The 26,988-nt window shown below is 61.7% G+C and carries 24 protein-coding genes; all 24 read left to right on the top strand.

What is annotated here, in order from left to right; translation table 11 throughout:
• Positions 1-52: 52 nt before the first annotated feature.
• The 24 genes from ACB028_RS18275 to ACB028_RS18160 all read left to right on the top strand — a co-directional run bounded on the left by ACB028_RS18275 (position 53) and on the right by ACB028_RS18160 (position 26,786).
• Complete coding sequence (locus tag ACB028_RS18275) at positions 53-919, top strand: MSHA biogenesis protein MshI (RefSeq protein ID WP_342011068.1); 867 nt, start codon at positions 53-55, stop codon at positions 917-919.
• Positions 919-1,512, top strand: coding sequence for a PilN domain-containing protein (locus tag ACB028_RS18270; protein ID WP_342013814.1), 594 nt, complete (start codon positions 919-921; stop codon positions 1,510-1,512). Before ACB028_RS18275 ends, ACB028_RS18270 begins: the two co-directional genes overlap by 1 nt.
• Positions 1,512-2,159: a type 4a pilus biogenesis protein PilO gene (gene pilO / locus ACB028_RS18265; protein WP_371144894.1), complete on the top strand. Its 648-nt coding sequence runs from the start codon at positions 1,512-1,514 to the stop codon at positions 2,157-2,159. Before ACB028_RS18270 ends, pilO begins: the two co-directional genes overlap by 1 nt.
• On the top strand, positions 2,152-2,481 hold the full coding sequence (locus ACB028_RS18260; RefSeq protein ID WP_342011066.1) for an MSHA biogenesis protein MshK: 330 nt from the start codon (positions 2,152-2,154) through the stop codon (positions 2,479-2,481). Before pilO ends, ACB028_RS18260 begins: the two co-directional genes overlap by 8 nt.
• A gap of 67 nt (positions 2,482-2,548) precedes the next feature.
• Positions 2,549-4,282 (top strand): pilus (MSHA type) biogenesis protein MshL, encoded by a 1,734-nt coding sequence (mshL, locus tag ACB028_RS18255; protein WP_026455893.1) that lies wholly within the window; start codon positions 2,549-2,551, stop codon positions 4,280-4,282.
• Positions 4,283-4,374: 92 nt separating this feature from the next.
• Positions 4,375-5,265 carry an ExeA family protein gene (locus ACB028_RS18250; protein ID WP_026455894.1) on the top strand — a complete coding sequence of 297 codons (891 nt, stop codon included), beginning with the start codon at positions 4,375-4,377 and terminating at the stop codon, positions 5,263-5,265.
• Complete coding sequence (locus ACB028_RS18245) at positions 5,262-6,353, top strand: tetratricopeptide repeat protein (protein ID WP_371144893.1); 1,092 nt, start codon at positions 5,262-5,264, stop codon at positions 6,351-6,353. The genes ACB028_RS18250 and ACB028_RS18245 overlap by 4 nt, the downstream gene beginning before the upstream one ends.
• Positions 6,354-6,386: 33 nt before the next feature.
• Entirely contained in the window at positions 6,387-8,096 is a 1,710-nt protein-coding gene (mshE, locus tag ACB028_RS18240) for an MSHA fimbrial ATPase MshE (RefSeq protein WP_371144892.1), read from the top strand.
• 3 nt (positions 8,097-8,099) lie between these two features.
• Positions 8,100-9,320 (top strand): type II secretion system F family protein, encoded by a 1,221-nt coding sequence (locus tag ACB028_RS18235; protein ID WP_371144891.1) that lies wholly within the window; start codon positions 8,100-8,102, stop codon positions 9,318-9,320.
• A 102-nt stretch (positions 9,321-9,422) separates the two neighbouring features.
• Positions 9,423-9,887, top strand: coding sequence for a hypothetical protein (locus tag ACB028_RS18230; protein WP_201942629.1), 465 nt, complete (start codon positions 9,423-9,425; stop codon positions 9,885-9,887).
• Between the two features lie 73 nt (positions 9,888-9,960).
• Positions 9,961-10,632 carry an MSHA fimbrial major subunit MshB gene (mshB, locus tag ACB028_RS18225; protein ID WP_026455899.1) on the top strand — a complete coding sequence of 224 codons (672 nt, stop codon included), beginning with the start codon at positions 9,961-9,963 and terminating at the stop codon, positions 10,630-10,632.
• Positions 10,633-10,646: 14 nt separating this feature from the next.
• A complete protein-coding gene (locus ACB028_RS18220) occupies positions 10,647-11,123 on the top strand; it encodes a prepilin-type N-terminal cleavage/methylation domain-containing protein (RefSeq protein ID WP_201942627.1) in 477 nt (158 codons plus the stop codon).
• Positions 11,124-11,177: 54 nt separating this feature from the next.
• On the top strand, positions 11,178-11,675 hold the full coding sequence (locus ACB028_RS18215) for a type II secretion system protein (RefSeq protein WP_201942625.1): 498 nt from the start codon (positions 11,178-11,180) through the stop codon (positions 11,673-11,675).
• Positions 11,662-12,222 (top strand): prepilin-type N-terminal cleavage/methylation domain-containing protein, encoded by a 561-nt coding sequence (locus ACB028_RS18210; RefSeq protein ID WP_201942623.1) that lies wholly within the window; start codon positions 11,662-11,664, stop codon positions 12,220-12,222. The genes ACB028_RS18215 and ACB028_RS18210 overlap by 14 nt, the downstream gene beginning before the upstream one ends.
• Before the next feature lie 98 nt (positions 12,223-12,320).
• Positions 12,321-13,106 carry a type II secretion system protein gene (locus ACB028_RS18205; RefSeq protein ID WP_234924682.1) on the top strand — a complete coding sequence of 262 codons (786 nt, stop codon included), beginning with the start codon at positions 12,321-12,323 and terminating at the stop codon, positions 13,104-13,106.
• Positions 13,096-13,569: an MSHA biogenesis protein MshP gene (locus tag ACB028_RS18200; RefSeq protein ID WP_201942619.1), complete on the top strand. Its 474-nt coding sequence runs from the start codon at positions 13,096-13,098 to the stop codon at positions 13,567-13,569. Before ACB028_RS18205 ends, ACB028_RS18200 begins: the two co-directional genes overlap by 11 nt.
• Positions 13,566-17,219 (top strand): DUF6701 domain-containing protein, encoded by a 3,654-nt coding sequence (locus ACB028_RS18195; protein ID WP_371144890.1) that lies wholly within the window; start codon positions 13,566-13,568, stop codon positions 17,217-17,219. Before ACB028_RS18200 ends, ACB028_RS18195 begins: the two co-directional genes overlap by 4 nt.
• Positions 17,220-17,424: 205 nt before the next feature.
• Complete coding sequence (locus ACB028_RS18190; RefSeq protein ID WP_005340051.1) at positions 17,425-18,465, top strand: rod shape-determining protein; 1,041 nt, start codon at positions 17,425-17,427, stop codon at positions 18,463-18,465.
• A 42-nt stretch (positions 18,466-18,507) separates the two neighbouring features.
• Positions 18,508-19,401, top strand: a complete 894-nt coding sequence (gene mreC / locus ACB028_RS18185) for a rod shape-determining protein MreC (protein ID WP_061476914.1) — start codon at positions 18,508-18,510, stop codon at positions 19,399-19,401.
• Positions 19,401-19,886 (top strand): rod shape-determining protein MreD, encoded by a 486-nt coding sequence (mreD, locus tag ACB028_RS18180; RefSeq protein ID WP_026458460.1) that lies wholly within the window; start codon positions 19,401-19,403, stop codon positions 19,884-19,886. The genes mreC and mreD overlap by 1 nt, the downstream gene beginning before the upstream one ends.
• A 2-nt stretch (positions 19,887-19,888) precedes the next feature.
• A complete protein-coding gene (locus ACB028_RS18175) occupies positions 19,889-20,476 on the top strand; it encodes a nucleoside triphosphate pyrophosphatase (RefSeq protein WP_042070296.1) in 588 nt (195 codons plus the stop codon).
• Between the two features lie 93 nt (positions 20,477-20,569).
• Positions 20,570-22,039, top strand: coding sequence for a ribonuclease G (gene rng / locus ACB028_RS18170; RefSeq protein ID WP_042029033.1), 1,470 nt, complete (start codon positions 20,570-20,572; stop codon positions 22,037-22,039).
• Positions 22,040-25,936: a YhdP family protein gene (locus ACB028_RS18165; protein ID WP_371144889.1), complete on the top strand. Its 3,897-nt coding sequence runs from the start codon at positions 22,040-22,042 to the stop codon at positions 25,934-25,936.
• Between the two features lie 28 nt (positions 25,937-25,964).
• Positions 25,965-26,786, top strand: a complete 822-nt coding sequence (locus ACB028_RS18160) for a carbon-nitrogen hydrolase family protein (protein WP_371144888.1) — start codon at positions 25,965-25,967, stop codon at positions 26,784-26,786.
• Positions 26,787-26,988: the final 202 nt, after the last annotated feature.

Here is a 26,988-nt window from a genome sequence, read left to right as displayed (position 1 = left end):
TGTTTATGTTAAGATTTCATGCTTTTTGCCAATTAATGACGGGGCGGCTTACATGAAACAACTGTTCAAACGGTCAACGCCAAGTCGCCAGGTGGGGCTCCTGCTGGCCAATGACAGGATCATGCTGGCTGCCGTCGCCAATCCCCCCGTCTTCGCCACCCGGGCCATCAACGGACCGCACGAGTGGGGCCAGGCCGTCAATGAACTGTTCAGCCGTCATGGCCTCGCCAAGTCTAAGGTGCGTGTCGCCCTGGCCGCCAGCCTTTATCAGCAGATCCAGATCGACAAGCCCGCCGTGCCAGAGGCCGAGATGGCCGGCGCCCTGCCCTGGGCCATCAAGGATTATGTCAGCGAACCCGTGCTGCAGCTCGCCATGGATTATGTCGACCTGCCCACGCCCCCTGCCGGTCAGCCGCGGATCAATGTGATCTGCCTGCCCAAGAGCCGGGTACAGCAGGTGGCGGAGGCCATCAACGGCGTCGCCACTCTGGATGCCATCGTCAGCGACGAGCTGGCACTCACCTCCCTCTACGAGGCCGACAAGGCGGTGCGCATGCTGCTGTGGCAACCCAGGGGGCAGGATCTGCAACTGCTGGTGTTCCATCAGGGCGGACTCTGCTTCTCCCGCCAGCTGCGCGGTTTTGGGGCGCTGACCGGAGAACAGGAGGAGCCGGATGCCCTGCTGCTCGATACCCTGGCGCTGGAGATCCAGCGTTCCCTCGACTATCTGACCGGTCAGCTCAAGCTGCCGGAGCTGGGCCAGATGCAGCTGGCCATCGCCTCCTCCTTCATCGGTACCCTGGTGCGCCACATGGAACAGACCTTCGGCATGGCTGTCTCCGCCATGGCCAACAAGGCGGTGCTGGCGGGGGTCGAGTATCTGTCTGCCTATGCCGCCGCCATCGGGGAGGATGCGTGATGAAACGCCAGATCAACCTCTACGGCGCCGAGTTTCGTCCCAAACGCCAGTGGGCCAGTCTCAACCAGATGGCGCTGGCCTGGGGCGCCGGCCTGCTGCTGATCCTGCTGATGGCTGCCGGCTATGGCTGGCAGCAACAACAGGTCAGTCGGGCGTTGGCACAGGTCAATACCGAGCTGGCGCACAAACGTAGCGAGGCTCAGAGGCTCGATGCCGAGCTGGCCCGCCATCAGGCCGACCCCCGCTTGCAACAGCGGCTCACCGGTCAGCAGGAGGAGTTGACTGCCAAGCAGGGGCTGATGCGCCAGCTGGGCAGCCTGAGCCTGCAAAAATCCCTGGGGTATGCCAGCGTGATGGCGGATCTGTCGCGGATCCGCAGCAGCAACCTCTCGCTGCAACGTATCGAAATCAACGAAGGGCGGTTTAATCTCTCCGGTTTTGCCGGGCGCAGCCAGGATGTGCCCGCCTGGGTCAATCGTTTCAAGCAGACTCCCAGTCTGGCGGGCCAGGAGTTTGGCGAACTGACCCTGAGCCGTGACAAGGAGGGTCGCCTGACCTTCCAGCTCAGCGGCATAGCGCGGGAGAAACCCTGATGACCCTGAAAGAACAGTGGCAGGACTGGAGCCAGCGCATTGCCGCCCTGAGCCAGCGTGAACGGGTGCTGATCCTGCTGACCGGGCTGGTGGTGTTGGGGGCGGTTGGCTTCTATGGCTGGCTCGATGGCGCCGCGACCCGACTGCAGCAAGACCGCATGGCGCTGAACGCCGCCGAACGGGATCGCGAGATCATGGATCTGGAGAATCTCGGCAAGCAGGCTCGCCTCAAGCGGGATCCCGATCAGAGCGTTCGGGAACAGCTGGCGCGCACCGAGGATGAGCTGGCCCGGCTCGACGAGCGGCTCAAGGCCCAGACCGTGGATCTGATCCCGGCCCGCGAGATGCCGCAGGTGCTGGAGGCGCTGCTCTCCCGCTCTGCCAACCTGCACATGCTGGCCCTTAGTTCCCTGGAGCCGACCCCATTGATGGCTGGCGAACAGAAGATCAATCTCTACAAGCACGGCATCCGGCTGCAGCTGGAAGGGGGCTATTTCGACGTGTATCAGTATCTCAAGGCACTCGAGGCCCTGCCGCGCCACTTTTACTGGAAGCGGTTCGACTACCGGGTGAAAGATTACCCGGGGGCCTTGGTGGAGATGGAGATCTACACCCTGAGCACCAGCAAGGAGTTCATTCGTGGCTAGATGGTTCCTATTGTGTTGCTGCCTGTTCGGAGCCCAGATCATGGCGCAGCCGACCGAAGTGTTGCAGGATCCCACGGCACCGCTGGCGGAGATGGCCGGTGGCTCCGCGGCCAGTGGTCAGGGGAGTGCCGGGTTGCCGAAATTGCAGAGCATAGTGCTGGGCAACGGTCCCTCGCTGGCGGTGCTCAACGGCAAGAGTTACCGGATAGGACAGCAGATCGAAGGATATACGCTGGTGGCCATCCAGGCCGATGGTGTTGTGCTCGAGAAGGCGGGAAAACGCCACGCGCTGACACTGTTTGCCAGCAAGGTTCGGGTTTGAATCCTGGCGACCCCACTGGGGCGCCGGGTTTATCGCATTTAATTGCAAGTCAGGGTGCATTGATTACATGAAAACACACCGTCTCTGTCTGATCGCCGTGGCCATGATGGCTGCTGGCTGTACCACGTATCGACACCCTGAGCCCACCCAGGCCAAGGACGCCCTCAAGCAGGCCATGAGCGAACAGCAGAAGCAGGCCGCCCCCCTGACCACCCTGCCCGAATCGGTGCAAAGCGAATTGCTGCAGCTGAACCGGCCGCAAACGCCCGTTCCCATGCCGGAAAAACGGCTGCGCATCGCCGCCCATGACGTGGAGGCAGTCGAGTTTTTCGGCTCCCTGTTCAAGGGATCCCGCTACAGCGTGGCGGTGCACCCCGGAGTCTCCGGGCTGGTCTCCGTTGAGCTCAAGGACGTCACCCTGCAGGAGGTGCTGGCGGTGGTGGGAGACATGTACGGCTTCGACGTGCAGCGCAAGGGCAACGTGTTTCACATCTACCCGGCCGGCCTGCGGACCGAGACCATTCCGGTCAACTATCTGATGATGTCCCGGCGCGGCCTCTCCCGCACCTCGGTCAGTACCGGCGGGGTCACCTCCAACGACAATAACAACAGCAATAACAACAGTTTCGACAGCGCCAACAGCAACAATACCAGCACCAGCAACTCGTCCGGCAGCAATGGCAATTCGGACAACAGCAACGGCACCCGTATAGAGACCGACACCAACAGCGACTACTGGACCGATCTGCGTACCTCTCTGGAGATGCTGATCGGCACCGGCGACGGCCGCGCCGTCATCACCAGCCCGCAGGCGGGTCTGGTGACTATTCGTGCCTATCCGAAGGAGCTCAAGGCGGTGCGCGAGTTCCTCAACCAGTCCGAGAGCCACCTCAAGCGCCAGGTGGTGCTGGAGGCGCGGATCTTGGAGGTGGCCCTCAGTGAGGGTTATGAACAGGGTGTGGACTGGAGCGGTCTGACCGCCAGCTGGGGTGGCAACAAGGGCATTCCGACGGTGGCCCAGCCTATCCTGACTGCGCCGGGCAGTACCCCTGCTTACAACTTGCTGAATGGTGCCGGTTCGCTGGGAAGCAGCCTGGTTGGCGCGGCGAACCCCATATTCAAGGCGATTGGCGGTGGTGCCGGTTTCACCATCACGGATGGCAACTTCAACGTGGCGGTCAACCTGCTCAAGACCCAGGGGGATGTGAATACCCTCTCGAGCCCGCGGGTGACGGCGACCAACAACCAGAAGGCGGTGATCAAGGTGGGGACGGATGAGTATTTCGTCACCAACGCCTCGACCACCATCACCACCAACTCCTCCGGCGTCTCCGACAAGACTCCGAATGTGGAGCTGACCCCCTTCTTCTCCGGCATCGCCCTGGATGTGACGCCGCAGATCGACGAGGAGGGCAAGGTGCTGCTGCACATCCACCCCTCCGTCATCGACACCGAAGAGCAAAACAAGGTGATCGACATGGGGACCACGGGGGGCAAGCTGGAGCTGCCGCTAGCCAGAAGCTCCATTCGGGAGTCCGATACCGTGGTGCAGGCCAACAACGGCGACATCATCGTCATTGGCGGCCTGATGAAGACCGACAAGCAGGAGATCGTCAGCAAGGTGCCACTGCTCGGCGATATTCCCTGGGTCGGCGAGGCCTTTACCAATCGTCGCGAAAGCACCAAGAAGGTGGAGCTGGTGATCCTGCTCAAGCCGACCGTGGTGGAGAAGGAGACCTGGCAGAACGAGCTGCAGCGCTCCGCTGATCTACTCGACAAATGGTATCCCCCCAAGGGTTGATGGCATGAGCGCGGATCCGGCTCTGTCCCATGGTCTGGTGCTGGCGGGTGGTCTGTTGCAGGCCGCCCTGTCCGGGCGCGGGAGCTGACGGCATGTACCTGGAGCACTTCGGGCTGCAGGAGGCGCCGTTCGGCCTCACCCCCAATACCGGTTTTTACTACGGCCTGCCCCCGCACGAGGAGGCGTTACAGGTGCTCAACTGGGCGCTGTCGCAGGGGGAGGGCTTCATCAAGGTGACCGGCGAGGTGGGCACCGGCAAGACACTGCTGTGCCGCAAGTTGCTGGGGGAGCTGGGCTCGGAGGCGCATCCGGTGCGCATCGCCTGGTTGCCCAACCCGCATCTCTCTCCGGCCGAGCTGCGCATCGCCCTGGCGCTGGAGCTGGGTCTGTCGGTGCACGATGGCAGCGAGCTGGATATCACGGATCGCATCCATCGCCACCTCATCGCCCTGCATCAGCAGGGGAGCCGGGTGGTGGTGCTGATCGACGAGGCCCAGGCCCTGCCGGACGAGACCCTGGAGGCGATCCGGCTGTTTGGCAACCTCGAGACCGAATCGAGCAAGCTGTTGCAGATAGTGCTGTTTGGCCAGCCCGAGCTGGATAGCCGGCTCGGCAAGCCCCATCTGCGCCAGCTGCGCCAGCGGATCGGTTTCTCTTACTGCCTGCGGCCCCTGAGCCGGGATGAGACCCGCGCCTATCTGGAACACAGGTTGCAAGTCTCCGGCTATCGCGGCGCGCCGCTGTTCAGTCACCGCGCCCTGACGCTTCTGTGGCGCGCTTCGCGCGGCGTGCCCCGACTTATCAACGTACTGGCGCAGAAGTGCCTGATGCTGGCCTATGGTCAGGGGGCGCGGCAGATAGCGCCGCGTCTGGTGCACCTCGCCATCCGCGATACCGATGATGCGCGCAAGGGCGCCCCGGGTCGCTGGTGGCCCCTGTTACTGCTGCTGGGGTGCGCCCTGGCTTATGGAGTCTGGCAATGAGCGTGATCAACCAGATGCTCAAGGATCTGGAACAGCGCCAGCAAGGATCCGCGGGAGCTGCCGTCTATGTCGCACCGGCCCGCAAACAGGGCTGGTGGATGCTGCTATTGACCCTGCTCTGTGGCCTGGCCCTCGGGATCCTCGGTTGGCGCACCTGGATCTACTGGCAGCAGACCCGGGCTATGAGTGTGGTCAGTGAACCCGTGGCGGCCGATGTGGTGGCCCGGGTGGCACCGTCGCCAATGCTCGCGCCCGTCGAGTCGGAGCCCGCCGAGGTGGCGGTGACGCTGCCGCAGCCCCGCTCAGCCGCCGATGAGAATAGGGATGAAGAGCCGTATACCTTGTCCGGGCCCGCGTTTGATGAGGCAGATGAGGCTGGGGAGGGCGATGAGCCCATGCCCAGCGATGAGGAGTTGCAGCCGGATCTGCATGCCGAACTGGCCGCAGAGCAGCAGGCGGTGGCCGAGCCACCGCGCAAACCGGGCGTGCTGAAGATCGAAACCGTCGAGCTCTCCCCGCAGGAGCTGGCGGTGCTGGCCGAGCGCAAGGCGACTGTCGCCATGGCCAAGGGCAACCTGAGGGATGCCCAGGACAATTACTATCAGGTGCTGGAACACGATCCCCACAACCAGGGGGCGCGGGAGCAGCTGGCGGGTCTCCTCTATGGCGAGGGTCGGCTGGCCGAAGCCCGCCAGTTGCTGGAGGAGGGGCTCAGGTTTGAGCCCCAGCAGGCGGATTTTCGGCTCCTGCTGGCCCGCCTTGCCATCAGCGAGGGCCAACGGCAACAGGCGCTTGGCTGGCTCGCCGGTTATCAGCCGGAGCTGGCCGCCAATCTCGATTATTACGCCACCTGGGCCGGGCTGACCCAGGAGCTGGGACGCAACGCCGAGGCAGCAGAGCTCTATGTGAAGCTGCTGCGCCAGCAGCCGGATCAGGGCCGTTGGTGGCTCGGGCTGGGCGTGGCCGAGGATGGCCAGGGCCACAGCCAGCGGGCGCTGGACGCCTATCGCAACGCCCTGCTCCATGGCAATCTGGGTGAGGCTTCCACCAGCTGGCTGGAACAGCGCGTCGCCCAGCTCGCCCCCTGACGGGCGACAGGGTCAATCAACTTCGGAGTTTCAATGGCACAACCCAGACTGAAAATGCGCCTCGGCGATCTGCTGGTTCAGGAGCAGATCATCTCGGATGATCAGTTGCAGCTCGCCCTGCAGCAGCAGCGTCAGACCGGCCGCAAGCTGGGCACCACCCTGATCGATCTCGGCTTCATCAGCGAGGTGCAGTTGCTGCAGTTTCTCGCCCGCCAGCTGGATGTGCCCTTCTTCGATCTCAACAACCTCACCATAGACGCGGCGGCGGTGGCTCTGCTGCCGGAGGTGCAGGCTCGCCGCTATCGGGCGCTGGCGGTCAACCTCAGGGATGACAGGGTGACGGTGGCCATGTCGGATCCGGCGGATCTGAGCGCCATGGATGCCATCGCCGCCCTGCTCAGCCCCCGCGAGATGGTGCTGGCGGTGGCGCGGGAAGGTCAGCTGCTGGAGTATTTCGACCGCCTCTATCGCCGTACCCGCGAGATCGAGAGTTTCGCCGAGCAGTTGCAGGAGGAGTACCAGGACACCGGCTTCGAGCTGGGGGCCAGCAACCTGGGGGCGGCCGACGAGGGGGAGGCGACGGTAGCCAAGCTGCTGCGCTCCCTGTTTGAGGACGCGGTGCAGGTGGGGGCATCGGATATCCATATCGAGCCGGACGAGAAGGTGCTGCGCATCCGCCAGCGGATCGACGGCATCCTCCACGAAAACATCCTCAACGAGGTGCGCATCGCCCAGGCGCTGGTGCTGCGCCTCAAGCTGGTGGCGGGGCTCGACATCTCCGAGAAGCGCCTGCCCCAGGATGGCCGCTTCAACATGAAGGTGCGTGGCCGCGATGTGGACGTGCGGATCTCCACCATGCCGGTGCAATACGGTGAGTCCGTAGTGATGCGTCTGCTGGATCAATCCTCCGGCATCCTGTCGCTGACCGAGACCGGCATGCCGCCGGAGATCCTGACCCGCTTTCGCCGCCAGCTCAAACGTCCCCACGGCATGATCCTGGTGACGGGCCCGACCGGGAGCGGCAAGACCACCACCCTCTACGGCGCCCTCTCCGAACTCAATCAGGCGAGCCAGAAGATCATCACGGTGGAAGACCCGGTGGAGTATCGCCTGCCGAGGATCAGTCAGGTGCAGGTCAATCCCAAGATAGGGCTCACCTTCTCCCATGTGTTGCGCTCCACCCTGCGTCAGGATCCGGACATCCTGCTGGTGGGGGAGATGCGGGACAACGAGACGGTGGAGATAGGTCTGCGCGGCGCCATCACGGGTCACCTGGTACTGACCACGTTGCACACCAACGATGCGGTCACCAGCGCCTTGCGCCTCATCGACATGGGGGCTCCTGGCTATCTGGTGGCGAGCGCGCTGCGGGCCGTGGTGGCCCAGCGCCTGGTGCGGCGGGTGTGCGAACACTGCGTCGAGGAGAAGGCGCCGGACGAAGGACAGACCACCTGGCTTACCGTGCTCTCCGGCGAAGCGCCTGGCCAGTATCTCTATCACAAGGGGCGTGGCTGCCAGAGCTGCAACTTCACCGGCTATTCCGGCCGGATCGGGGTCTACGAGCTGCTGGAGCTGGATCAGCCCATGATGGATGCCTTGCGTCGCAACGATGCGGAAGGGTTCGCCAAAGCGGCCCGCCAGCATGAACACTATCGGCCGCTGGCCCTGACTGCGCTCGATTATGCCCGCAAGGGGATCACCTCGGTGGATGAGGTGCTGAGGCTGGCCGAGGATCTGGGGTAAGCGATGGCCAACTTTGCCTACAAGGGACGCGACAGCCAGGGCAATGCCACCAGCGGCGTGGTGGAGGCCGCCAACGAGATGGCGGCTGCCGAGCAGCTGATGCGCCGTGGGGTGATGCCCACCGAGCTCAAACCGGGCAAGGCCAAATCGGCGTCCATCGACTGGTCACTGCTGCTGGAGGGGGGCGTGCGGCTCGAGGAGCTGGTGATCTTCAGCCGCCAGATGTATGCCCTGACCCGGGCGGGGATCCCGATCCTGCGCGCCATCGCCGGGCTGGAGGAGAGCACCCACAACAAGCCCCTCAAGCGGGCGCTGCACGCGCTGGGGGAGGATCTGGGCAACGGCCGGCCGCTGTCGAGCTCGATGCAGGCCCATCCCAAGGTATTCAGCAGCCTGTTCGTCGCCATCATCCATGTGGGGGAGAACACGGGTCAGCTGGAAGAGGCCTTCCTGCAGCTCGCCACCTATTTCGAGCTGGAGCTGGAGACCCGCAAGCGGATCAAGACCGCCATGCGCTACCCCAGCTTCGTGCTGATTGCCATCGGTATTGCCATGGTGATCCTCAATGTCATGGTGATCCCGGTGTTTGCCGGCATGTTCGCCAAGTTCGGGGTGGAGCTGCCGCTGGCGACCCGGATCCTGCTCGCCACCTCCCACTTCTTCGTGCACTACTGGTGGCTGCTGATCGCCATCCTCAGTGCCATGGTATTCGGCTGGCGACGTTGGACCGCCAGTGAGAAGGGCAAGCTGACCTGGCACAGATGGCAGCTGAAACTGCCCATCGTCGGCACCATCATAGAGCGCTCCCTGCTGGCCCGTTTTGCCCGCAGCTTTTCCATGATGCTCAAGGCCGGGGTGCCGCTGAACACGGCGCTGACTCTGGTGGCCGACGCGGTGGACAACGCTTACATGGCGGGCCGGATCCGTGATATGCGGGCCGGCATTGAGCGGGGCGAAAGCCTGCTGCGCACCGCCGGTGGCAGCGGCCTGTTCACCCCGCTGGTGATGCAGATGATCGCCGTGGGGGAGGAGACAGGTCAGGTGGACGATCTGCTGCACGAGGCAGCCGAGTATTACGAGCGGGAGGTGGATTACGACCTCAAGAGCCTCACCGCCCGCATCGAACCCATCCTGATCGGGATAGTGGCGGTCATGGTGTTGATCCTGGCGCTCGGTATCTTTACGCCCATGTGGGACATGATGCGGGCCGTTCGCGGTCAATAAGCCGCATCTTCACGGTCATATGGTGAGACATGATGCGTGCCGTTTGCGGTAAGTGATGAGCAACCGATAACGGACAGGCCGGTTGGGGGAGTGCGGGACAAGATGAGCAGGCAGTCACAACAGGATGAACGCTGGTTGAGCGGCTATCGGCTGGGGATCACCCTGATCCTGCTGATGATCATCGTCGCCACCCTGGTGCAGAGCTATCAGGGCAACCGGGAGGAGGCGCAGCGGGTCACCCTCACCCTGCTCGGGGAACAGTTTGCCGAGCGGGTACAGCGCTTGCACGGTCTCTGGCTCGACGAGCGGCGGCCGTCACTGCTCCATGCCGGTGATCTCGCGTGGCAGTTTGATGAGCGGGGTTGGCCGCTTGCGGTGATGCCGCCGCAATCTCCCTCCGGCAACTGCCGTCAGCTTTGGTTGACACTGGTCGGGGAGGCGGAGAGCGGCATGCCGCCTCTACAGTTTCTGGCCCGTCCGGATGGTAGCGGATGCGAAATTGGTTGGGACGGTTATTGGCTGATGTATCAATTTTCTGACGGGCGTGTGACGAAGCGCTCTGAATGAGGCCTGATAAATGGGTCAACTACATGATTTTTTTGAACTCACATGAAATAATAACGCCCATTTCGGAGGGAGTATGGCAATGAAATCAAGGGCATCAACAATCCCGCACAGAGGGATGGTGAAGCTGGCTGCCGGCTTCTCCCTGATCGAACTGGTGATCGTCATCGTGATCCTGGGGATCCTGGCGGTGACGGCGTTGCCACGCTTTCTCGACGTGACCGACGAGGCCAAGAAGGCGAGCGTGGAAGGGGTTTCTGGCGGCTTTGCCACCGGCGTGTCGCTGGTACGGGCCCAGTGGGAGGCCGAGGGGCGTGCCAAGCAGGACGGGCTCAATACCGTGCTCTATGACGGTTCCCGCTTCTACCTGACCACGCCGACCGAGACCCAGATCAGCAATGGCGAGCTCTCGCCAGGCTATCCCATGGATACGTCCGCCGAGGGTGGCATCGATGTGGATCCGGCCAACCTGAGCGCCCAGCGCTGCCTCAAAATTTGGGAGGGGCTGTTGCAAAACCCGCCCAAGGCGACGGCAAGTTTCAGTGAAGTGCGCAGTAGTGGCAATGACCTGAAATATTATGTCAGCGTGACCAATAACGGCCTGGATTCGGTCTGTCGTTACTATCTGGTCAACAGTCTGAGCAAGGGCAGCGATGGCAAGTATCAGGATCCGCAGGGCAGCACGGATGCCTTTATGAGTTTCAGTTACCGTCCGGCCTCCGGCCAGGTGACCACCAACATCAATTAACAGAGGAAAATGAAATGAAAAAACAGGCGGGTTTTACCCTGATCGAGCTGGTCATCGTGATCATCATTCTGGGCATTCTGGCGGTGACTGCTGCACCCAAGTTCCTGAATCTGCAGGATGATGCCAAAACGGCCGCAGCCAGTGGCGTACTGGCAGCCGTGCAGAGCTCTTCCCAACTGGTATACAGCAAATCCGCTCTGGAAGGCATTGAGGCTGCTGCCACTGGCTCCGTGTCCAGCGCTGATGGTACCGCGATCGCCGTGGTGTATGGCTATCCCAAAGCCTCTGACGATGGCATTGTCAAGGCTGTGACCATTGATAGTTCCTGGAAAGGTACCTCCGGGGCAAATAGTACTTTCAGCTTTGCACCAGCCGATGCCAAGGAGAAGGCTGACTGTGTGCTCTATACACAAGCAACTTCCAGTGCTCCGGCGACATCGGCACTTGGCAAAATCAATGCCAGCAGCCAATGTGCTATTGTGACACAGTGATGTGACAAGGCGAGGCTTCGGCCTCGCTTTCTCTTTTACATGATGAGAAGACCCATGGCTGCAACCAAGGGCTTTACCCTGATTGAACTGGTCGTGGTGATCCTGCTGCTCGGGATTCTGGCCGCCTTTGCCGTGCCCAAATGGCTGGGCAAAGGCGGCGTTGAAACCCAAAGCCTGCGCGATGAACTGCTGACCCGGCTGCGGCTGGTACAGACAGTCAATATGCATGAACCCGCCAACCGTTGTACCCAGCTGGTGGTCGACGCTTCCCGATTCGCCCATATCACCCAGTCCATGGCCGGCACTACTTGCCCTGCGCCTGGCTCTATTGCTGGCTGGAGCGACAATTTGCGTACGCGAGGCCGCCCTGTCATCCCCTCAGCCGGCATGACGATCTCCTTGAATAACAACAGCAGTTTCGTGTTGCGTTTCGATCGGATGGGGCGCCCGCTGGGGGTTTGCAGCAATGGGTGCATAGTGCAGGTCAGTGATGGGCGGGAAGCCGGTCGTATCCAGATTGAATCCGAGGGGTATATCCATGAGATCCCCTGAGCGCGGTTTTACCCTGATTGAGCTGATCGTTGGCATAGTGCTGCTGGCGGTGGCGCTGACCGGCATACTCGGGTTGCTTATCAACCAGGCCCCCAGGGCGGTGGATCCGGTACAGCAGGTGCGCGCCGCCCAACTGGCCCAGCGCCTTGCCGGCGAGATCCTGCAAAAGTCATTCGATGAGCAGTCGGATCACAACGGTGGCCGCTACCGTTGTGGCGAGACGGTCACCGGTGTCACCATCCCGGCCTGTTCGACCAGCTATGGCCCGGACGGTGAGCCGGCGCCCTACGCCTACAACGATGTGGATGACTTCGATACGGCAGGCAACTGGGTCGATGCCAATCGCTTCACCCAGACCTCGGCGGGCGTCAGTGGCGACGAGTACCCCAACTATCAGGTAAAGATCGCGGTGAGCGGCGTCGATTTCAGCGATGGCAGCTTTAAAAGCTGTAGCGAACCCTGCTCGGTGGGCAAGCGTATCGAGCTGCAAGTACGGCTGCCCGATCGCAGCGTACTCGACTTCTCCCTCTATCGGGGGAACTACTGATGGGCAACCCGATATTCACGAGACACTCCGCAACCGGGTCGTGCAGACTTGGCGCCCCCCGGCAGTTTGTGCGCGGCTTTACCCTGGTCGAGCTGGTGATGGTGATCCTGCTGCTTGGCATCATGGCGACCTTCAGCAGCCAGTTTATCGGTATCGGCAGCCAGATCTACGGCGATGCCAGCAGTCGCGAGCAGCTGATGAGTGATGCCCGCTTTGCCATGGAGCGGCTCAATCGCGAGGTGCGCGATGCCGTGCCAGGTTCGATGCGCATTGAAACGGCGACAGGTGACTGGGTGGATAGCGGCTCCTGCCTGCGTTTTTGGCCCATCAGTGCCACCAGTCGTTATCTCACCCTGAACCGTGCCGTCTCCGGCAGTGCCGGTACCCTGGAACTCTTGATGCAGACCCCAGCCTCGGCTACTAATCCGTTGCAGGATGATGGCGGTGCCGTGGCGGCAAACCGTGATCTGCTGGTCGTGTTTCCCATCCCCCGCAGCGATGGCGACTCCCTCACACAGGGATGCGTCTATGGCAGCTGCGTGGCCAGGGTGAACGCCGTACAGGCACCGGTGACCGGCGTACAGGCGGTCCATTATGCCGCTTCCGAGCAGCTAGATGGCCTCTCCCCCGCCAACCGGGTCTACTTCGCGCGCCAGCAGGTGCGTTATTGCGTGGAGGGAAGCCGGTTGTTTCGCAGCAGCGGGCCGATTGACGGGGAGCTCTCTTCACCGAGTCTGATGGCGGAGTGGATCCGTGTCGGCAGCTTCTATCGGGAACCTGCCGCCTTCAATGCTTCGGGGGAGGTTGGTATCCGGTTCGTATTCGAGCGCAAGGGGGAGTCGGTCACTTTCAACCACAATATAGGGGTGAGCAATGTGCCCTGACGTGAGAAGGCCGACCCGCGCAAGGGGCAGCGCCCTGATGATCGCCTTGTTTGTCATCGTGGTGATGGCCCTGCTGGCGGCGGCGCTCGGTCGCATGCTGACGGACAGCAGCGAGAAAAATACCGTGGAGGTGCGCAGCGTGCGTGCCTTGCTGGCGGCACAGAGCGGGCTGGAGATGGCCTTGTCTCAACTATTCCCCAAGCTCCCAGCCGCACCAGCCCCGGCCAACCTCTGCGACCTGGTCAATGTGCCCCCGACCTTTGGCAGCGATCAGGGCCTGGCCAGCTGTCAGGTTCGAGTCGAGTGTGTGCAACTGCCCATCACCTATCAGGGAGAGACAGTAAACGGCTACCGTCTGCTCAGCACGGGGACCTGCGGCCAGGACGATCTGGCCAGTGCCAACCCGGATTTTGCCGTCAGTCGGACGGTCACCATTGAAGCCTATGGCGGAGCCACACCATGATGTCCCTTGTTCGCTACCTTTGCCTGCTGGTTTGTCTGTTGTATTCTCAGGTGTTGTGGGCAGATGTATGGTTGCCGGGCTCATTCTATGTCGGCGACAACCGCAACGATGCGCTGCGCCCTACGACGATGGTTGGCAATTACGGTGGCAGTTTTTTCCCCGTTGCCCCCATCCACTTCTCTCTCTCCGAGTCACAGGCGATTTCGGAGATCCGGGTGGAGGGGCAGTCTGGACTGCACGGTGGCGTCAATATTGTTATCTGGAATGCATACGGTTCCGTGGTGGTTGATGCACAAGCTTCCCTGATGACTCCGGACCGGGTCACCGGGCTGATCAATCTGCCTGCTGGTGAATACCGGATGGCTGTGTGGGGTGGCTGTTATTCCAATGGATATTACTTGGGGCGATTTTGGAACAATTGCCAGGATTGGGATGATTTTCGTTTTAGCGGTATTCGTCTGGTCTCCAGTGGCAGCAGCAATGCGGTGCATTTCATCGAACGCACCCATATTGGTGACAACGTGGATGCCAATCGTTGGTATCCGCCGGCCCCATCAGGTACTTATGTAAAATTAGGATTTACCCTGCCAGAGAAATCCCGCCTCGATAACCTGACGCTTTATAACTTGCGTGATTGGTCTATAGCCAATGGCAGCCGCATGTTTATCCGCACTCAGGGTTCTGTGGACACTCCGCTGGTGTTTTATTTCAACAGCAATGGTGATGTGAATTGGGATATCAATTACGAACTGTCTGCCGGCAACTATGAACTCTGGATTGAGACATTGAGCAGAGCGGATCGTGATGATATCTCATGGGATGATATTATCCTGCGCTATACCCCCATTCCTGCCGTGACTGATTTTGCTGCATTGTGCCAGCAGGCATTTCCCTATCCGGTGCAGGGGCGAAACGTTAATCACTATCTTGATCTGGGGGGCTCTCATAATGGACCTCCCAATGGATTTATTTGGGGAACAAAAAACGGCTCTTTGGGGTATTACAACAGCGGCATGATAAAAGGTTCCTATCTGCAAGCCTGTGATCGTGACCAGTGTTTGCCAGCAGGAAACACTTCATCGCTCTCGTTGCCCGCATCCCGTTTTCCGCTTCCTGGCGGGTCTAATCTGCGTATTCCCTATGACACTCATTACCAACTGACAGCGGCCAATGGCAACCGTTTCGGCCTTATTGAAACGTCCTATATGGCATCGCTGGATATCCAGCAGGCCGGTCTTTACATCAAAAACTTGCGGCTGGATGGAGGGCGAGGAGGCAAGCCCTACACGGTTCGTCTGGCGGCCGGGGATTACTGGATTGAAGAGCTGTGGATGGATTCCGACACTTCCATCGTGCTGGATGGGCCGGTCAGATTGTTTGTCAAATCTCTGGTCATGGATTCGGCAAACCTGATCAACAGTCCCGGGGTAAACCGGCGCGGGGATATCAACCAGCTATTGCTGGTCAGTTATGGCCAGGTGGTGATGGATAACCTGGATACCATCAGCGGTCTGCTTTATCAGATAGAGGGGAGCTCCCTGTATATGGGATCCAACTCCTATTGGCATGGGCGAGTCAGCTCAGCCAGCGTCGTTATGGGTTACCACTCCGTTATAGACAGCAGCGGTTATGAGTGTGAATCCATCCAGCAGGGGCCGGATCACTACGAGCTTTACTACCCTTCGCAGTCATTGACCTGCGAAGGGGCATCGATCCAGCTGTTGGCTTGCCAGGATAATAATTGCAGCCAGCGTTACGTGGATGGCGCCGAGGTGACACTTGCACCTGCCAGTGGCTGGAGTAGCAATCCTGTGACTGTTGACTCGTCTGGCCAGGCTGCGCTGGCCCTCTCCCGCCTGACCAGCGGGAATGTCACCCTGGGACTGACGAGCAGCGCCCCGAGTGCACCATTGCGCTGCTATCGGGACGGAGTGCTTGATAACAGTTGTTCCATGAGTTTTACCGATGCGGCCCTGCGTTTTGATTTCTCTACCTTTTATGCGGGTGACACGGCCAGCACGACGATCCGGGCTATCCGTTCCAACGATGCCGGAGCAACCCGGGTCTGCGTCCCCCTGCTGACGGGTAACCAGACCCTTCAGTTTGGCCACGCCAAGCTGGTGTCCGAGCCGACCAGCAGTTCAGTCCCGTCGATCAATGACAGTGCGTTGACGCCAACTGGCAGCGTAAGCGTGCTGTTCGATGGCAACGGGGTGGGCCAGCTGGCACTGAAGTATCCGGATGCCGGCGTGTTGCGGCTGGATGCTACTTTCCAGAAGAGCGATACCACCGGTTCCCTGACCCTGACCGGCAGCGATACGGTGGCCGTGTTGCCAAGTGCCATTCTCTTGCGCGGTCAGGATCAACCGGCCTGTAGTGGTTCGGATGATGCCAGCTATATGGGGAATTGTGGCGTATATCGCAAGGCGGGGGAAACCTACACACTACTGGCTCAGGCGATCAATCGACAGGGCGTGACCACGGCCGGCTTCGGGGCGACAAACTTGCCTTTGCAGTGGGCGACCTTGGCTCCGAGCTCAGGGGTCAGTGGCACACCGTCACCGACATCTCTATCTGTCGCTAACGGTATGAGTCTTACCGCTGCGCAATGGGATGAGGTGGGGGTGCTCAAAGCGGGTGTCAGCAATTTTATCCCCTATCCCGGTTATCAGACCGAGTCACCACAACTGGAGGTGCCTCTGCGCTGGAGCAGTCCCATTGGGCGCTTTGTGCCCTGGGATTTTAATCTGGTTCGCGGGGATATCATCCCGGCCTGTGGCCAGTTCAGCTATATGGGTCAGCCTTTTGGTGTCCAGCTGGAGATCATGGCGCGCAATAAAGCCGGGGATCTGACCCAAAACTACAAGGACGCCTTTGCCAAGGGCAGCGCTTATCTGACCACGGCCAATGACAGGGATGGTCACTCCCTTTCAACCCGGCTACAAAGTTTGTCGGCCCTTCCCTGGGAAAACGGGTTGGCCCGGCTGGATGAAGTGAGCGCGTTTTTACGCCTATCGGAGACACAGCCGGATGGCCCTTACCAATCCTTGTTATTCGGTCTTTATATGAAGGATAACGATGGTGGCCATACCCTGATTGCCGATCCGGATTTCAACGAGGCGTTGCAGGGGGCATGCAGCGGCGGCCAGTGCAATGCCAGATTGATCGATTCTGCCGCCATGACCGCCTATTTTGGTCGCGTGAGTGCGGGTACGGAGGCGGGACTTGCCTCGGCCCCCCTCGCCATTGTCCAGCAGATGCAATATTACCAAGCCGGTAACTGGCGGTTGAACACGCAGGATCAATGTACCGCGCTCTCGCTGGCCAATGGGGGATTCAGCTTCCCTGGCGCGGGCCAGCACTTCGATGACGCCAGCCGGGATCTCGATTTGGGTGATAACCGCAAGATCAGGCTGGGGCTGGGGCGCTCGGCCCCAGGTGGCGTATCTGCCATCGCCAGCGATGGCGAGCTTCTGTTCCACTTCGCCCCGCCCGGGATAGCGGTGCGCATTCCCTACCGGATCGATCTGGCCAGGCAACCTGCGGCACCCCTCTGGCTGAGCGATCCCGATTCCCTGCAGGGGGAGGCCATTTTTGGCTCGGCGCGGGGCAATGACCGGATTATTTATCGACGCGAGGTTTTGAACTGACAGAATCCGACAGGGGGAACAGGTGAGTACCTTTCCCCTGATTTTCGGTTTATGAGCGTTTATAAGCCCGGGGCAGTGAGTGACGACTCGCATTTTTGTCGTGCGTGATTGATTGGCGACAGTTTGAGCGCTTGCCCATTGGGGTGGGCATTGGTAAAGTTAGCCGATTTTCTGCACCTCCCAATTCTTAGGATTTCCCGTAGCCATGTTCAAAAAGCTCAGAGGCGTTTTTTCCAACGATCTGTCGATCGACCTGGGAACTGCCAACACCCTGATCTATGTAAAAGATCAAGGGATCGTCCTTAACGAACCCTCAGTTGTCGCCATTCGCCAAGAGCGCGGGAACGCCAAATCGGTCGCTGCCGTTGGCCATGCCGCCAAGCAGATGCTGGGACGTACCCCGGGCAATATTTCCGCGATTCGCCCGATGAAAGACGGCGTGATCGCCGATTTCTACGTGACCGAGAAGATGCTGCAACACTTCATCAAGCAGGTTCACGACAACAACTATTTCCGCCCCAGCCCGCGCGTGCTGGTGTGTGTACCGTGCGGCTCCACCCAGGTGGAACGTCGCGCCATCAAGGAATCCGCACTGGGCGCCGGCGCCCGTGAGGTTTACCTGATCGACGAACCCATGGCGGCCGCCATCGGTGCCGGCCTGCCGGTCTCCGAAGCGACCGGTTCCATGGTGGTGGACATCGGTGGCGGTACCACCGAAGTAGCCATCATCTCTCTGAATGGTGTGGTCTACTCCCAGTCCGTGCGCATCGGTGGCGACAAGTTTGACGAAGCCATCATCAGCTATGTCCGTCGCAACTACGGCAGCCTGATCGGTGAAGCCACCGCCGAGCGTATCAAGCACGAGATCGGCTCCGCCTATCCGGGTGAAGAGGTGCGCGAGATCGAAGTCCGTGGCCGCAACTTGGCCGAAGGGGTACCGCGCAGCTTCACCCTGAACTCCAACGAGATCCTGGAAGCGCTGCAAGAGCCGCTCTCCGGCATCGTCGCGGCCGTCATGGTGGCGCTGGAGCAGTCTCCGCCCGAGCTGGCCTCCGACATCTCCGAGCGCGGCATGGTGCTTACCGGTGGTGGTGCCCTGCTTAAAGACATCGACCGCCTGCTGATGGAAGAGACCGGCATCCCAGTGGTCGTCGCCGAAGATCCCCTCACCTGTGTGGCCCGTGGTGGCGGCAAGGCGCTGGAGCTGATCGATATGCACGGTGGCGATCTGTTCCACTACGAATAAGACCCAAAGCCGGCCAGCGTGCCGGCTCTTTTTTGACGACCCATGAAACCCATTTTTGGTAGAGGCCCTTCGCTTCAGTTACGGTTGTTTCTCGCCGTCATCATCTCCATCGCAGCCATCGTCGCGGACTCCCGCTTCGGTGTGTTCACCCATGTCCGCGTCTACCTGAGTTCACTCGTCAGTCCGTTGCAATACATGGCCAATGCCCCCGGTACCCTGCTCGACACCATGTCGACCCAGGTGCAGACCCGGGCCGATCTCATCGAACAGACCAAGCAACAGGAGCAGCAGCTGTTCACCCTGCGCTCGCGCCTGCTGAAGATGGATCATCTGGAGCATGAGAACCAGCGCCTGCGCGAGCTGCTCGGTTCCCCGGTGCACAAGGATTCCCGCAAGATGGTGGCCGAGCTGCTGTCGGTGGATTCCGACCCCTTCAGCCACCAGGTGCTGATCAACAAGGGGGCGCTGGATGGCGTCTACAACGGCCAGGCGGTGATCAACGATCAGGGGGTTATCGGTCAGGTGCTGCATGTGGGCTCCACAACCAGCCGGGTGCTGCTCATCACCGACTCCAGCCACGGCATTCCGGTGCGGGTGCTGCGCAACGATCTGCGCGCCATCGCCTCCGGCAGTGGTGAGCTGGACAAGCTGGAGCTGCGCAACCTGCCGCGCAATACCGACGTGCAGGTCGGCGATCTGCTGGTCACCTCCGGCCTTGGCGGACGCTTCCCGGAAGGCTACCCGGTGGCCACAGTGACCCGCTCCGACTATGTGGAGGGCAAGCCCTTCGCCCAGGTCGAGGCCAAGCCGCTGGTGGAGCTGGATCGCCTGCGCTACCTGCTGTTGCTGTGGACTGACAAGAAACCTGACGTACGAGATGATGAGGAAGGCGAACGCGCTGCACCGGCAGCGTCCGCCGCAGGAGCCACCCGCTGATGTTACAACCCGCCAGCGGCAGGGTCTGGATCTGGATTTCCATCCTGCTGGCCTTGAGCCTGTCGATCCTGCCGCTTCCTTTCGAATTTGATCCTTTCCGCCCCGACTGGTTGGCCATGGTGCTGATCTACTGGGCGCTGGCGCTGCCGCACCGAACCAACGTCGGCACCGCTTGGGTGGCCGGCCTGCTGCTGGACGTGCTGCTGGGCAGCACGCTCGGGGTGCGGGCCATGGCGATGGCCATCACCACCTATCTGGCGGCCTTCCAGTTCCAGAAGATCCGCAACTTTTCACTGTGGCAACAGGCGCTGATCATCGGCGGCCTGTCACTGGTGGGCAAGGTGACGGTATTCTGGGCAGAACACCTGTTCAGCCGGGCCAGCCTCAACTTCGCCTATTTTTGGTCGACGTTGACGACGATGCTAATATGGCCCTGGGTGTTTCTGGTGCTGCGCAAGGTGCGGCGCCGTTTCAATATCAGGTAAATATGAACAAGAACAACGAACCGCAACTCTATCTCGCCTCGGGCTCGCCCCGCCGTCATGAACTGCTGACCCAGCTGGGTTACCGCTTCGAAGTGCTCAGGCTGGATGTGCCGGAACAGCGCGAGGAGGGGGAAAAGGCGCAGGATTACGTCTGCCGCCTCGCCCGTGACAAGGCGATGGCTGGACTGGCGTGTGCGCCGACGGCGTTGCCGGTGCTGGGGGCCGACACCATAGTGGTGCTGGGCGACCGGGTGCTGGAGAAACCGTCCGATCTGCTGGATGCCAAAGACATGCTGGAGGCGCTCTCCGGCAAGGTGCATCAGGTGATGACGGCGGTGGCGCTGGCCACTCCGGAGCGCTGCGACGTGCGACTGGTCACCACCAACGTGGCCTTCCGCAAGCTGGATGAGGCCGAGATCGAGGCCTATTGGCAAACCGGCGAGCCCTGTGACAAGGCCGGGGCTTACGGCATTCAGGGTATTGCGGGCAAGTTCGTCAGCCGCATGGAGGGGAGCTACAGCGCCGTGGTCGGCCTGCCCCTGCTGGAGACGGATCTGCTGATCAAACACCATCTGGAACAGCTCAAATAATTTCCCGTCAGCTGGGCTCTGCTGCGTCTTCCTTGCGCGAGTTGTGCCGGATTGGCTTCATAGAATTCAAAACTGGAACAGGCAAGGTTACTTATGTCGGTAGAACTACTGGTTAACGTTACCCCCTCCGAAACCCGGGTCGCTCTGGTCGAAAACGGCCAACTGCAGGAAGTGCACGTCGAACGTCAGGCCAAGCGCGGCATCGTCGGCAATATCTATAAAGGCAAGATCAGCCGGGTGCTGCCCGGCATGCAGGCGGCCTTCGTCGATATCGGCATGGACAAGGCGGCCTTCCTGCACGCCTCCGACATAGTCCCGCACACCGAGTGCGTGGCGGTGAAGGAGAAGGAGCAGTTTCAGGTCGGCAACATCGCCGAGCTGGTGCGCCAGGGGCAGGACATCATGGTGCAGGTGGTCAAAGACCCGCTGGGCACCAAGGGGGCGCGCCTCACCACCGATATCACATTGCCTTCCCGCTACCTGGTGTTCATGCCGGGCAGCGCCCACGTGGGGGTTTCCCAGCGCATCGAGTCCGAAGCGGAACGGGAGCGCCTCAAGCGCACCGTGGCCGGCTATGTGGACGAGCTGGGTGGCTACATCATTCGCACCGCCGCCGAAGGGGTGGGGGAGCAGGAGCTGGAGCAGGATGCCGCCTTCCTGAAACGCCTGTGGCGCAAGATCCTCGAGCGCAAGCAGAAGTATCCCCCCTGCAAGATCCTCTATGAGGATCCCAGCCTCGCCTTTCGGGTGGTGCGCGACTTCGTCGGCACCGAGCTCGACAAGATCCGGGTCGATTCGCGCCAGAGCTTCGAGCAGCTCAAGCGCTTCACCGAGGAGTATGTGCCGGAGCTCGCCGGCAAGCTGGAATACTACCCCGGCGAGTCTCCCATCTTCGATCTCTACGACGTGGAGAACGAGATCCAGCGCGCTCTGGAGCGCAAGGTGGAGCTCAAATCCGGCGGCTATCTCATCATCGACCAGACCGAGGCGATGACCACGGTGGACATCAACACCGGTGCCTTCGTTGGCCATCGCAACCTGGAAGAGACCATCTTCAACACCAACGTCGAGGCGACGGCGGCCATCGCCCGTCACCTGCGGCTGCGCAACCTCGGCGGCATCATCATCATCGACTTCATCGACATGCAGTCGGAAGATCACCGCCGCCGGGTGCTGCACAGCCTGGAGCAGGCGCTGGCCAAGGACAGAGCCAAGACCAACGTCAACGGCTTCTCCCAGCTCGGCCTGGTGGAGATGACCCGCAAACGCACCCGCGAGAGCCTGGAGCACGTGCTCTGCTCCGAGTGTCCAGAGTGCAAGGGGCGCGGCCGGGTCAAGACGGTGGAGTCGGTCTGCTTCGAGATCCTGCGGGAGATCATCCGGGTCAACCGCGCCTACGATGCGGATCAGTTCACTGTCTATGCTGCCCCGGCGGTGGCCGACTATCTTCACGGCGAAGAGTCCCACAGCCTGGCGGAGCTGGAAGTCTTCATCGGCAAACAGGTACGGGTGGTGAGCGAACCTCTCTGTGGTCAGGAGCAGTTTGACGTGGTGATGATGTAATTGGTCTATCGCTGGCTGAGTCGGGGCTGGCTGGCCCTGGGGATCCTGTTCGTACTGCTGGCCATGGTGGTCACGCTGGTACGGGTTGGGGGTCCTTTGCTCAATCAGCACCGTCAGGCACTGATCGATACCCTGCTGGCCGACAGCCAGCTGAAGGTAAGTGTGGGAGAGGTAGGGCTGGATTGGACCCGTGCCGGCCCTGCCCTCGAACTGCAGCAACTCTCCATCGCCCCGGACTCGGGGCGTTTTGCCGTCAAACTGGGCAAGGTCTGGGCCCATCTCGACTTCTGGCGCTCCCTCAACGAACTCAAGCCGGTCTTTGGCGAGTTGATCCTGGGAGATGGGGAGATCACCCTGGATTTCAGCCAGCCGGCCGATAAGACCCCATCCAACCACGATCCCCAGCAGCGGGCGCTGTTGCGCTTCCTGCTGACCCAGCTCTCCACCTTCGATGTGCTCAATACCCGGCTCAACGTCACCACCGCTCTCGGCGAGCTGCGGGCGCTGGATATCGCCCAGCTGCGCTGGCAGAACCGGGGCAAGCGTCATCAGGGGGTCGGCAAGGCCTATCTCATCAACGGGGTCGGCGAGAGCACCCTCGATCTTATCCTGGATGTGGATGCGTCGAGTACCAGGCTCGATACCCTCAAGGGCCGGCTCTATCTGGGGGCCAGCCAGCTCGACATCACCCCCCTGCTGGCGCGGATCCATGCCGGTGAGCCCAGGATTGCGGGTCAGCTCGACTTCCAGCTCTGGAGCGAGTTTGCCGATGGTCAGCTGGGGGATAGCCTGCTGGCCTTTGGCAACAACTACCTGATCTGGAAGGATCCCAAGAAGCGCAAACTGCATCGCCTCGCCCTCGACGGCGGCAAGATCCAGCTGCGCCGGGATGGTGAGGATTGGCAATTGGCCAGCTACAAGATGACCTTCAAGCTCGATGACAAGCCCTGGCTGCGCAGCCGGTTGCAGCTCGAGCGGGTCAGTTCGCGGATCCGCGGCTATGTGCCACAGATCGATCTCGATCAGGTTACCAACCTGAGCCAGCTGGTCTCAGGCCTCTATCCCGAGCTGGCCGAGACCCTCAAGCGCACCAGCCCGAGCGGCAAGATCCAGGATCTCGTCCTGCAGGCAAAGGCCGACTGGCAGGGGCTGTCGCTGAGCGGAAACTTCTCGCACATCAAGGTCAATGCCTGGCAGGATGTGCCCGGGGTGCAGGACCTCAACGGCGAATTCTGGCTCACCCCGAGCGGCGGCAGCGCCAGGCTGACTCTCGGCAAGGACAAGCTGGATCCGGCCCGTCACTTCAAGGAAGTGATCCCCATCGACAGCTTCTCGGCCCGCCTCGACTGGTGGCGCGAATCGCAGGGCTGGGTGCTCTATGGCCAGGACATAGCACTGGACAACCCGGATCTGCGCCTCGCCAGCCGTTTTCGGCTCGATCTGTTCGAACACCCCTTCCTCGCCCTGACCGGTCGCATCGACGTCAAGAATGCGGGCAACGCCGATCGCTACTTCCCGCTGCAGGCGATGGACAAGGAGCTGGTGGACTACCTGAGCGGTGCCATCAAGGGGGGCAAGGCGAAGGGGGCTGACCTGCTCTGGTACGGCGAGTTCCGGGATTTCCCCTACAGCAAGGGCGAGGGGATCTTCCAGGTGGCGGTGCCGCTGGAGAAGGCCACCTACGAGTTCTTTCCCGGTTGGCAACCGCTCACCGACCTGCAGATAGATCTCCTGTTCCAGAACGCCAGTCTGGACATGCGCAGCCGTTCCACCCGCCTCGGCAAGGCCAGCTCCGACTCGGTCCATGCCTGGATCCCGGATCTCTATCCGGGGGCCCATCTCTATGTGGATGCCAGGGTGGCGGGCGAGGGCAAGGCCATCAGCGACTACCTGCAGGACTCCCCGTTGGGGGGGACCGTGGGGCAGGCGCTGCGGGAGGTCGAGGTGCGCGGCCCCTTGAAGGGGACGGTCAAGCTGGATATCCCCCTCGATGGCGAGAGCGAGGTGAAGGCGAGCGGCGATGCCACCTTCAACAACAACAAGGTACGGGTTGCCAGCCTGGATCTGCCGCTGGAGCAGGTGCAGGGCAAGCTTGAGTATGACAACGAACAGACCCGTTTCAGCAATCTCAAGGCGACCCTGTGGAACCAGCCGCTGACCCTCAACTATCAGGGCCGTCAGCACCCGGATCGCTATCAGGTCGACCTCGGCTTCAAGGGGGAGTGGGACAGCCGTCGCCAGCCCCCCGCCATCGCCTCGTACGGCATCCTCGCCGGCCGCAGCAACTGGAGTGGAAAGCTCGATCTGGCCCTGCCCGATGACAAGCCATTCAGCTTCCATCTGGCGCTCGACTCCAACCTGCAGGGGATGGGGCTGGACTTGCCCAAACCGCTGACCAAGGCGGCGCCGGACCGGTTGCCGCTCAAGGTGACTGCGCGCGGGCGCGACGGCCGTGCCGACATTCGCGCCGTGCTGGGGGCCGATGTGGATATGCAGACCCGGCTGGTGTACGGCGAGGGGGAACCTCATCTCAGCCGGGTGCGGGTCGATGTGGGGCAGCCCGGTGCCAGGATATTGCGGGATGTGCCCATGTTGCTGGCCATCAACCAGCAGGAGGCCGATGTGGGAGGCTGGCTGGCCCGGCTCAAGCAGTGGCTGCCGGCCCAGGGCAAGGGCGGCAACGCCGTGGTCGGTCCCTCCTTCCTGCCGCAGGATTGGTGGGTGGATGGCCAGCTGGCTCGCGCCAATATCGGCAGCGCCACTCTCAAGGCGACCCGTTTCACCGTGGGGCCGGTCAAGCAGGCCACCGAGGTGATGATCGACAGCCCCGACGTGATGGGGGTGATCCGCCTGCCAGTCGTCCCCAATCAGCCGGTCGATGCCAAGTTTGCCCGCATCTATTGGTCGGGCAAGAGTTCGGATCTGCGCCCCGAGCCCGATGCGAAACAGGACAAGGCCATCATGGACGCCATCCCCTGGCTCACCTTCAGCTGCGTGGATTGCCGTTTCGGCGAGTTGCCGCTGGGCGAGGTCAAGGGGGAGCTGCTGCCTGGTGCCGACAGGCTGACCCTCAAGGGGCTGGATATGCGGCTGGCGGGCAGCCAGCTGACCGGCAGCGTCGATTGGCGCAACAATGGTGGGCGGATGCAGACCCGGGCCCGTGGCAAGCTGACCAGCAACAACAGTGAGTTGCTGGTCAAGCGCCTTGGCTATACCTCCCCCATCAGCGACGCGCCGGGCTCACTATCGTTTGATGTGAACTGGCAGGATGCTCCCTATCGTCTGAGCCTGCCCACCCTGGCGGGCAGCGCCAACTACCAGCTGGAGGGGGGGACAGTGCGAGAGGTCAGCGACAAGGGGGCACGGCTGCTCTCATTGCTGAGCCTGGACTCCCTGATCCGCAAGCTGCGCCTCGATTTTCGCGATGTGTTCGACAAGGGCTTCTACTTCGAATCCATGTCTGCCTCGGTCAACATCAAGCAGGGGCAGGTGAGCAACGACGATTTCTACATGAAGGGCGCCGCAGGCAACCTGCGCGGGGAAGGGGTGGCCGATCTGGTGCGCTGGCGGCTCGACTACGAGCTGAGCTTCTCCCCCAATCTGGGAGGAACCCTGCCGGTGGTGGCGGCCTTCTCCCTCACCCCGGTGACCGGCCTCTATGTGCTGGCTCTCTCCAAGTTGCTGGAGCCCGTGGTGGATGTGGTGACCCGGATCGATTTCTGGATCTCCGGCCCCCTCGACGCTCCCAAACTGGTTGAAGCGGGGCGTGACAGGGCCAGGATCAAGCTCAACCAGCAGCAGAAAGAGGCGGTGGAAGAGGTCGCGCCCACCCTGCCTGCCAACGAGGTCAGCCCCTTCCTGCTGACCCCCAAACACAGCGGGCCGGATCAGCGTTGATGGTGCCCCCAATCTCAAGGAGTGAGTCATGTGGTTAGCCGCAATACAGCTGGTGTCTGGCCGTCACTGGCTGGATAACCGGGCGCAGATTGCCGCCGAGCTGGCGGCATTGCCGGCCGAACGGCCGCTGCTGGTGCTGTTGCCGGAGAATTTTGCCCTGTTTGGCGAGCGCCAGGGCTATCTGGACGGGGCCGAGACGATCGGCCCCGATCTGAGCGGAGCTGCGCCGATCCAGCAACAGCTTGCCGCGTGGGCCCGCGAACATGGCATCTGGCTGGTAGCCGGGGCCATGCCGACCAGGATCCCGGGATCGGATCATATCCACACCAGCTCGCTGGTGTTTGATCCGGCTGGCGCGCTCAAGGGGCATTACCACAAGATCCACCTGTTCGACGTGGACGTGGCCGACAATCAGGGGCGTTATCGGGAGTCGGAGACCTTCAGCCCGGGGAATGCGCCCGTTACGGTGGACTCCCCCTTTGGTCCCCTCGGCCTCTCCATCTGTTATGATTTGCGCTTTCCCGAGCTCTATCGCCAGCTGGCCCGTGCCGGTGCCCGGGTGCTGCTGGTGCCCGCCGCCTTCACCGCCGTGACCGGCGAGGCGCACTGGGAGCCGCTGCTGCGGGCCCGTGCCATCGAAAACCAGTGCTATGTGGTGGCCGCCAACCAGGGGGGAACCCATGAGACGGGACGCCAGACCTGGGGTCACAGCATGGTGATCGACCCCTGGGGTCGGGTGCTGGCCTGCCAGAGCGCGGGGCGTGCCACCGTGCTGGCGAAGATGGATGACGGGCTTGTCGATGAATTGAAACGCACCATGCCCGTGATGGAGCACGCCCGTTTGCTCTGATGCTGTGGTAAAGAACTGAAACGCAGCGGTTTGCCGGTGCTGCAACACACCCGTTTGCTCTGATGGTGTGGTGAAGAATTGAAACGCAGCGGTTTGCCGGTGCTGCAACACACCCGTTTGCTCTGATGGTGTGGTGAAGAACTGAAACGCAGCCGTTTGCCGGTGCGACAACACGCCTGGTTGCTGTGAACATGCGCAGGTT

The sequence above is a fragment of the Aeromonas sp. S9(2024) genome, from assembly GCF_041403185.1.
Lineage (GTDB): Bacteria > Pseudomonadota > Gammaproteobacteria > Enterobacterales > Aeromonadaceae > Aeromonas > Aeromonas enteropelogenes.
Note: the sequence above shows the minus strand (reverse complement) of the source record. Positions and strands in the feature narration are given on the sequence as shown.

Bases quoted from the DNA above. Each gene is read 5' to 3' on its own strand.
- pilO (WP_371144894.1), top strand. From the start codon at position 1,512: ATGACCCTGAAAGAACAGTGGCAGGACTGGAGCCAGCGCATTGCCGCC.
- ACB028_RS18175 (WP_042070296.1), top strand. From the start codon at position 19,889: ATGAACAAGAACAACGAACCGCAACTCTATCTCGCCTCGGGCTCGCCC.
- ACB028_RS18215 (WP_201942625.1), top strand. From the start codon at position 11,178: ATGGCTGCAACCAAGGGCTTTACCCTGATTGAACTGGTCGTGGTGATC.
- ACB028_RS18220 (WP_201942627.1), top strand. From the start codon at position 10,647: ATGAAAAAACAGGCGGGTTTTACCCTGATCGAGCTGGTCATCGTGATC.
- ACB028_RS18195 (WP_371144890.1), top strand. From the start codon at position 13,566: ATGATGTCCCTTGTTCGCTACCTTTGCCTGCTGGTTTGTCTGTTGTAT.
- ACB028_RS18190 (WP_005340051.1), top strand. From the start codon at position 17,425: ATGTTCAAAAAGCTCAGAGGCGTTTTTTCCAACGATCTGTCGATCGAC.
- ACB028_RS18235 (WP_371144891.1), top strand. From the start codon at position 8,100: ATGGCCAACTTTGCCTACAAGGGACGCGACAGCCAGGGCAATGCCACC.
- ACB028_RS18205 (WP_234924682.1), top strand. From the start codon at position 12,321: ATGGTGATCCTGCTGCTTGGCATCATGGCGACCTTCAGCAGCCAGTTT.
- ACB028_RS18250 (WP_026455894.1), top strand. From the start codon at position 4,375: ATGTACCTGGAGCACTTCGGGCTGCAGGAGGCGCCGTTCGGCCTCACC.
- ACB028_RS18160 (WP_371144888.1), top strand. From the start codon at position 25,965: ATGTGGTTAGCCGCAATACAGCTGGTGTCTGGCCGTCACTGGCTGGAT.
- mshL (WP_026455893.1), top strand. From the start codon at position 2,549: ATGAAAACACACCGTCTCTGTCTGATCGCCGTGGCCATGATGGCTGCT.
- ACB028_RS18200 (WP_201942619.1), top strand. From the start codon at position 13,096: ATGTGCCCTGACGTGAGAAGGCCGACCCGCGCAAGGGGCAGCGCCCTG.
- mshB (WP_026455899.1), top strand. From the start codon at position 9,961: ATGGCAATGAAATCAAGGGCATCAACAATCCCGCACAGAGGGATGGTG.
- mreD (WP_026458460.1), top strand. From the start codon at position 19,401: ATGTTACAACCCGCCAGCGGCAGGGTCTGGATCTGGATTTCCATCCTG.
- rng (WP_042029033.1), top strand. From the start codon at position 20,570: ATGTCGGTAGAACTACTGGTTAACGTTACCCCCTCCGAAACCCGGGTC.
- ACB028_RS18275 (WP_342011068.1), top strand. From the start codon at position 53: ATGAAACAACTGTTCAAACGGTCAACGCCAAGTCGCCAGGTGGGGCTC.
- mreC (WP_061476914.1), top strand. From the start codon at position 18,508: ATGAAACCCATTTTTGGTAGAGGCCCTTCGCTTCAGTTACGGTTGTTT.
- ACB028_RS18210 (WP_201942623.1), top strand. From the start codon at position 11,662: ATGAGATCCCCTGAGCGCGGTTTTACCCTGATTGAGCTGATCGTTGGC.
- ACB028_RS18270 (WP_342013814.1), top strand. From the start codon at position 919: ATGAAACGCCAGATCAACCTCTACGGCGCCGAGTTTCGTCCCAAACGC.
- mshE (WP_371144892.1), top strand. From the start codon at position 6,387: ATGGCACAACCCAGACTGAAAATGCGCCTCGGCGATCTGCTGGTTCAG.
- ACB028_RS18230 (WP_201942629.1), top strand. From the start codon at position 9,423: ATGAGCAGGCAGTCACAACAGGATGAACGCTGGTTGAGCGGCTATCGG.
- ACB028_RS18245 (WP_371144893.1), top strand. From the start codon at position 5,262: ATGAGCGTGATCAACCAGATGCTCAAGGATCTGGAACAGCGCCAGCAA.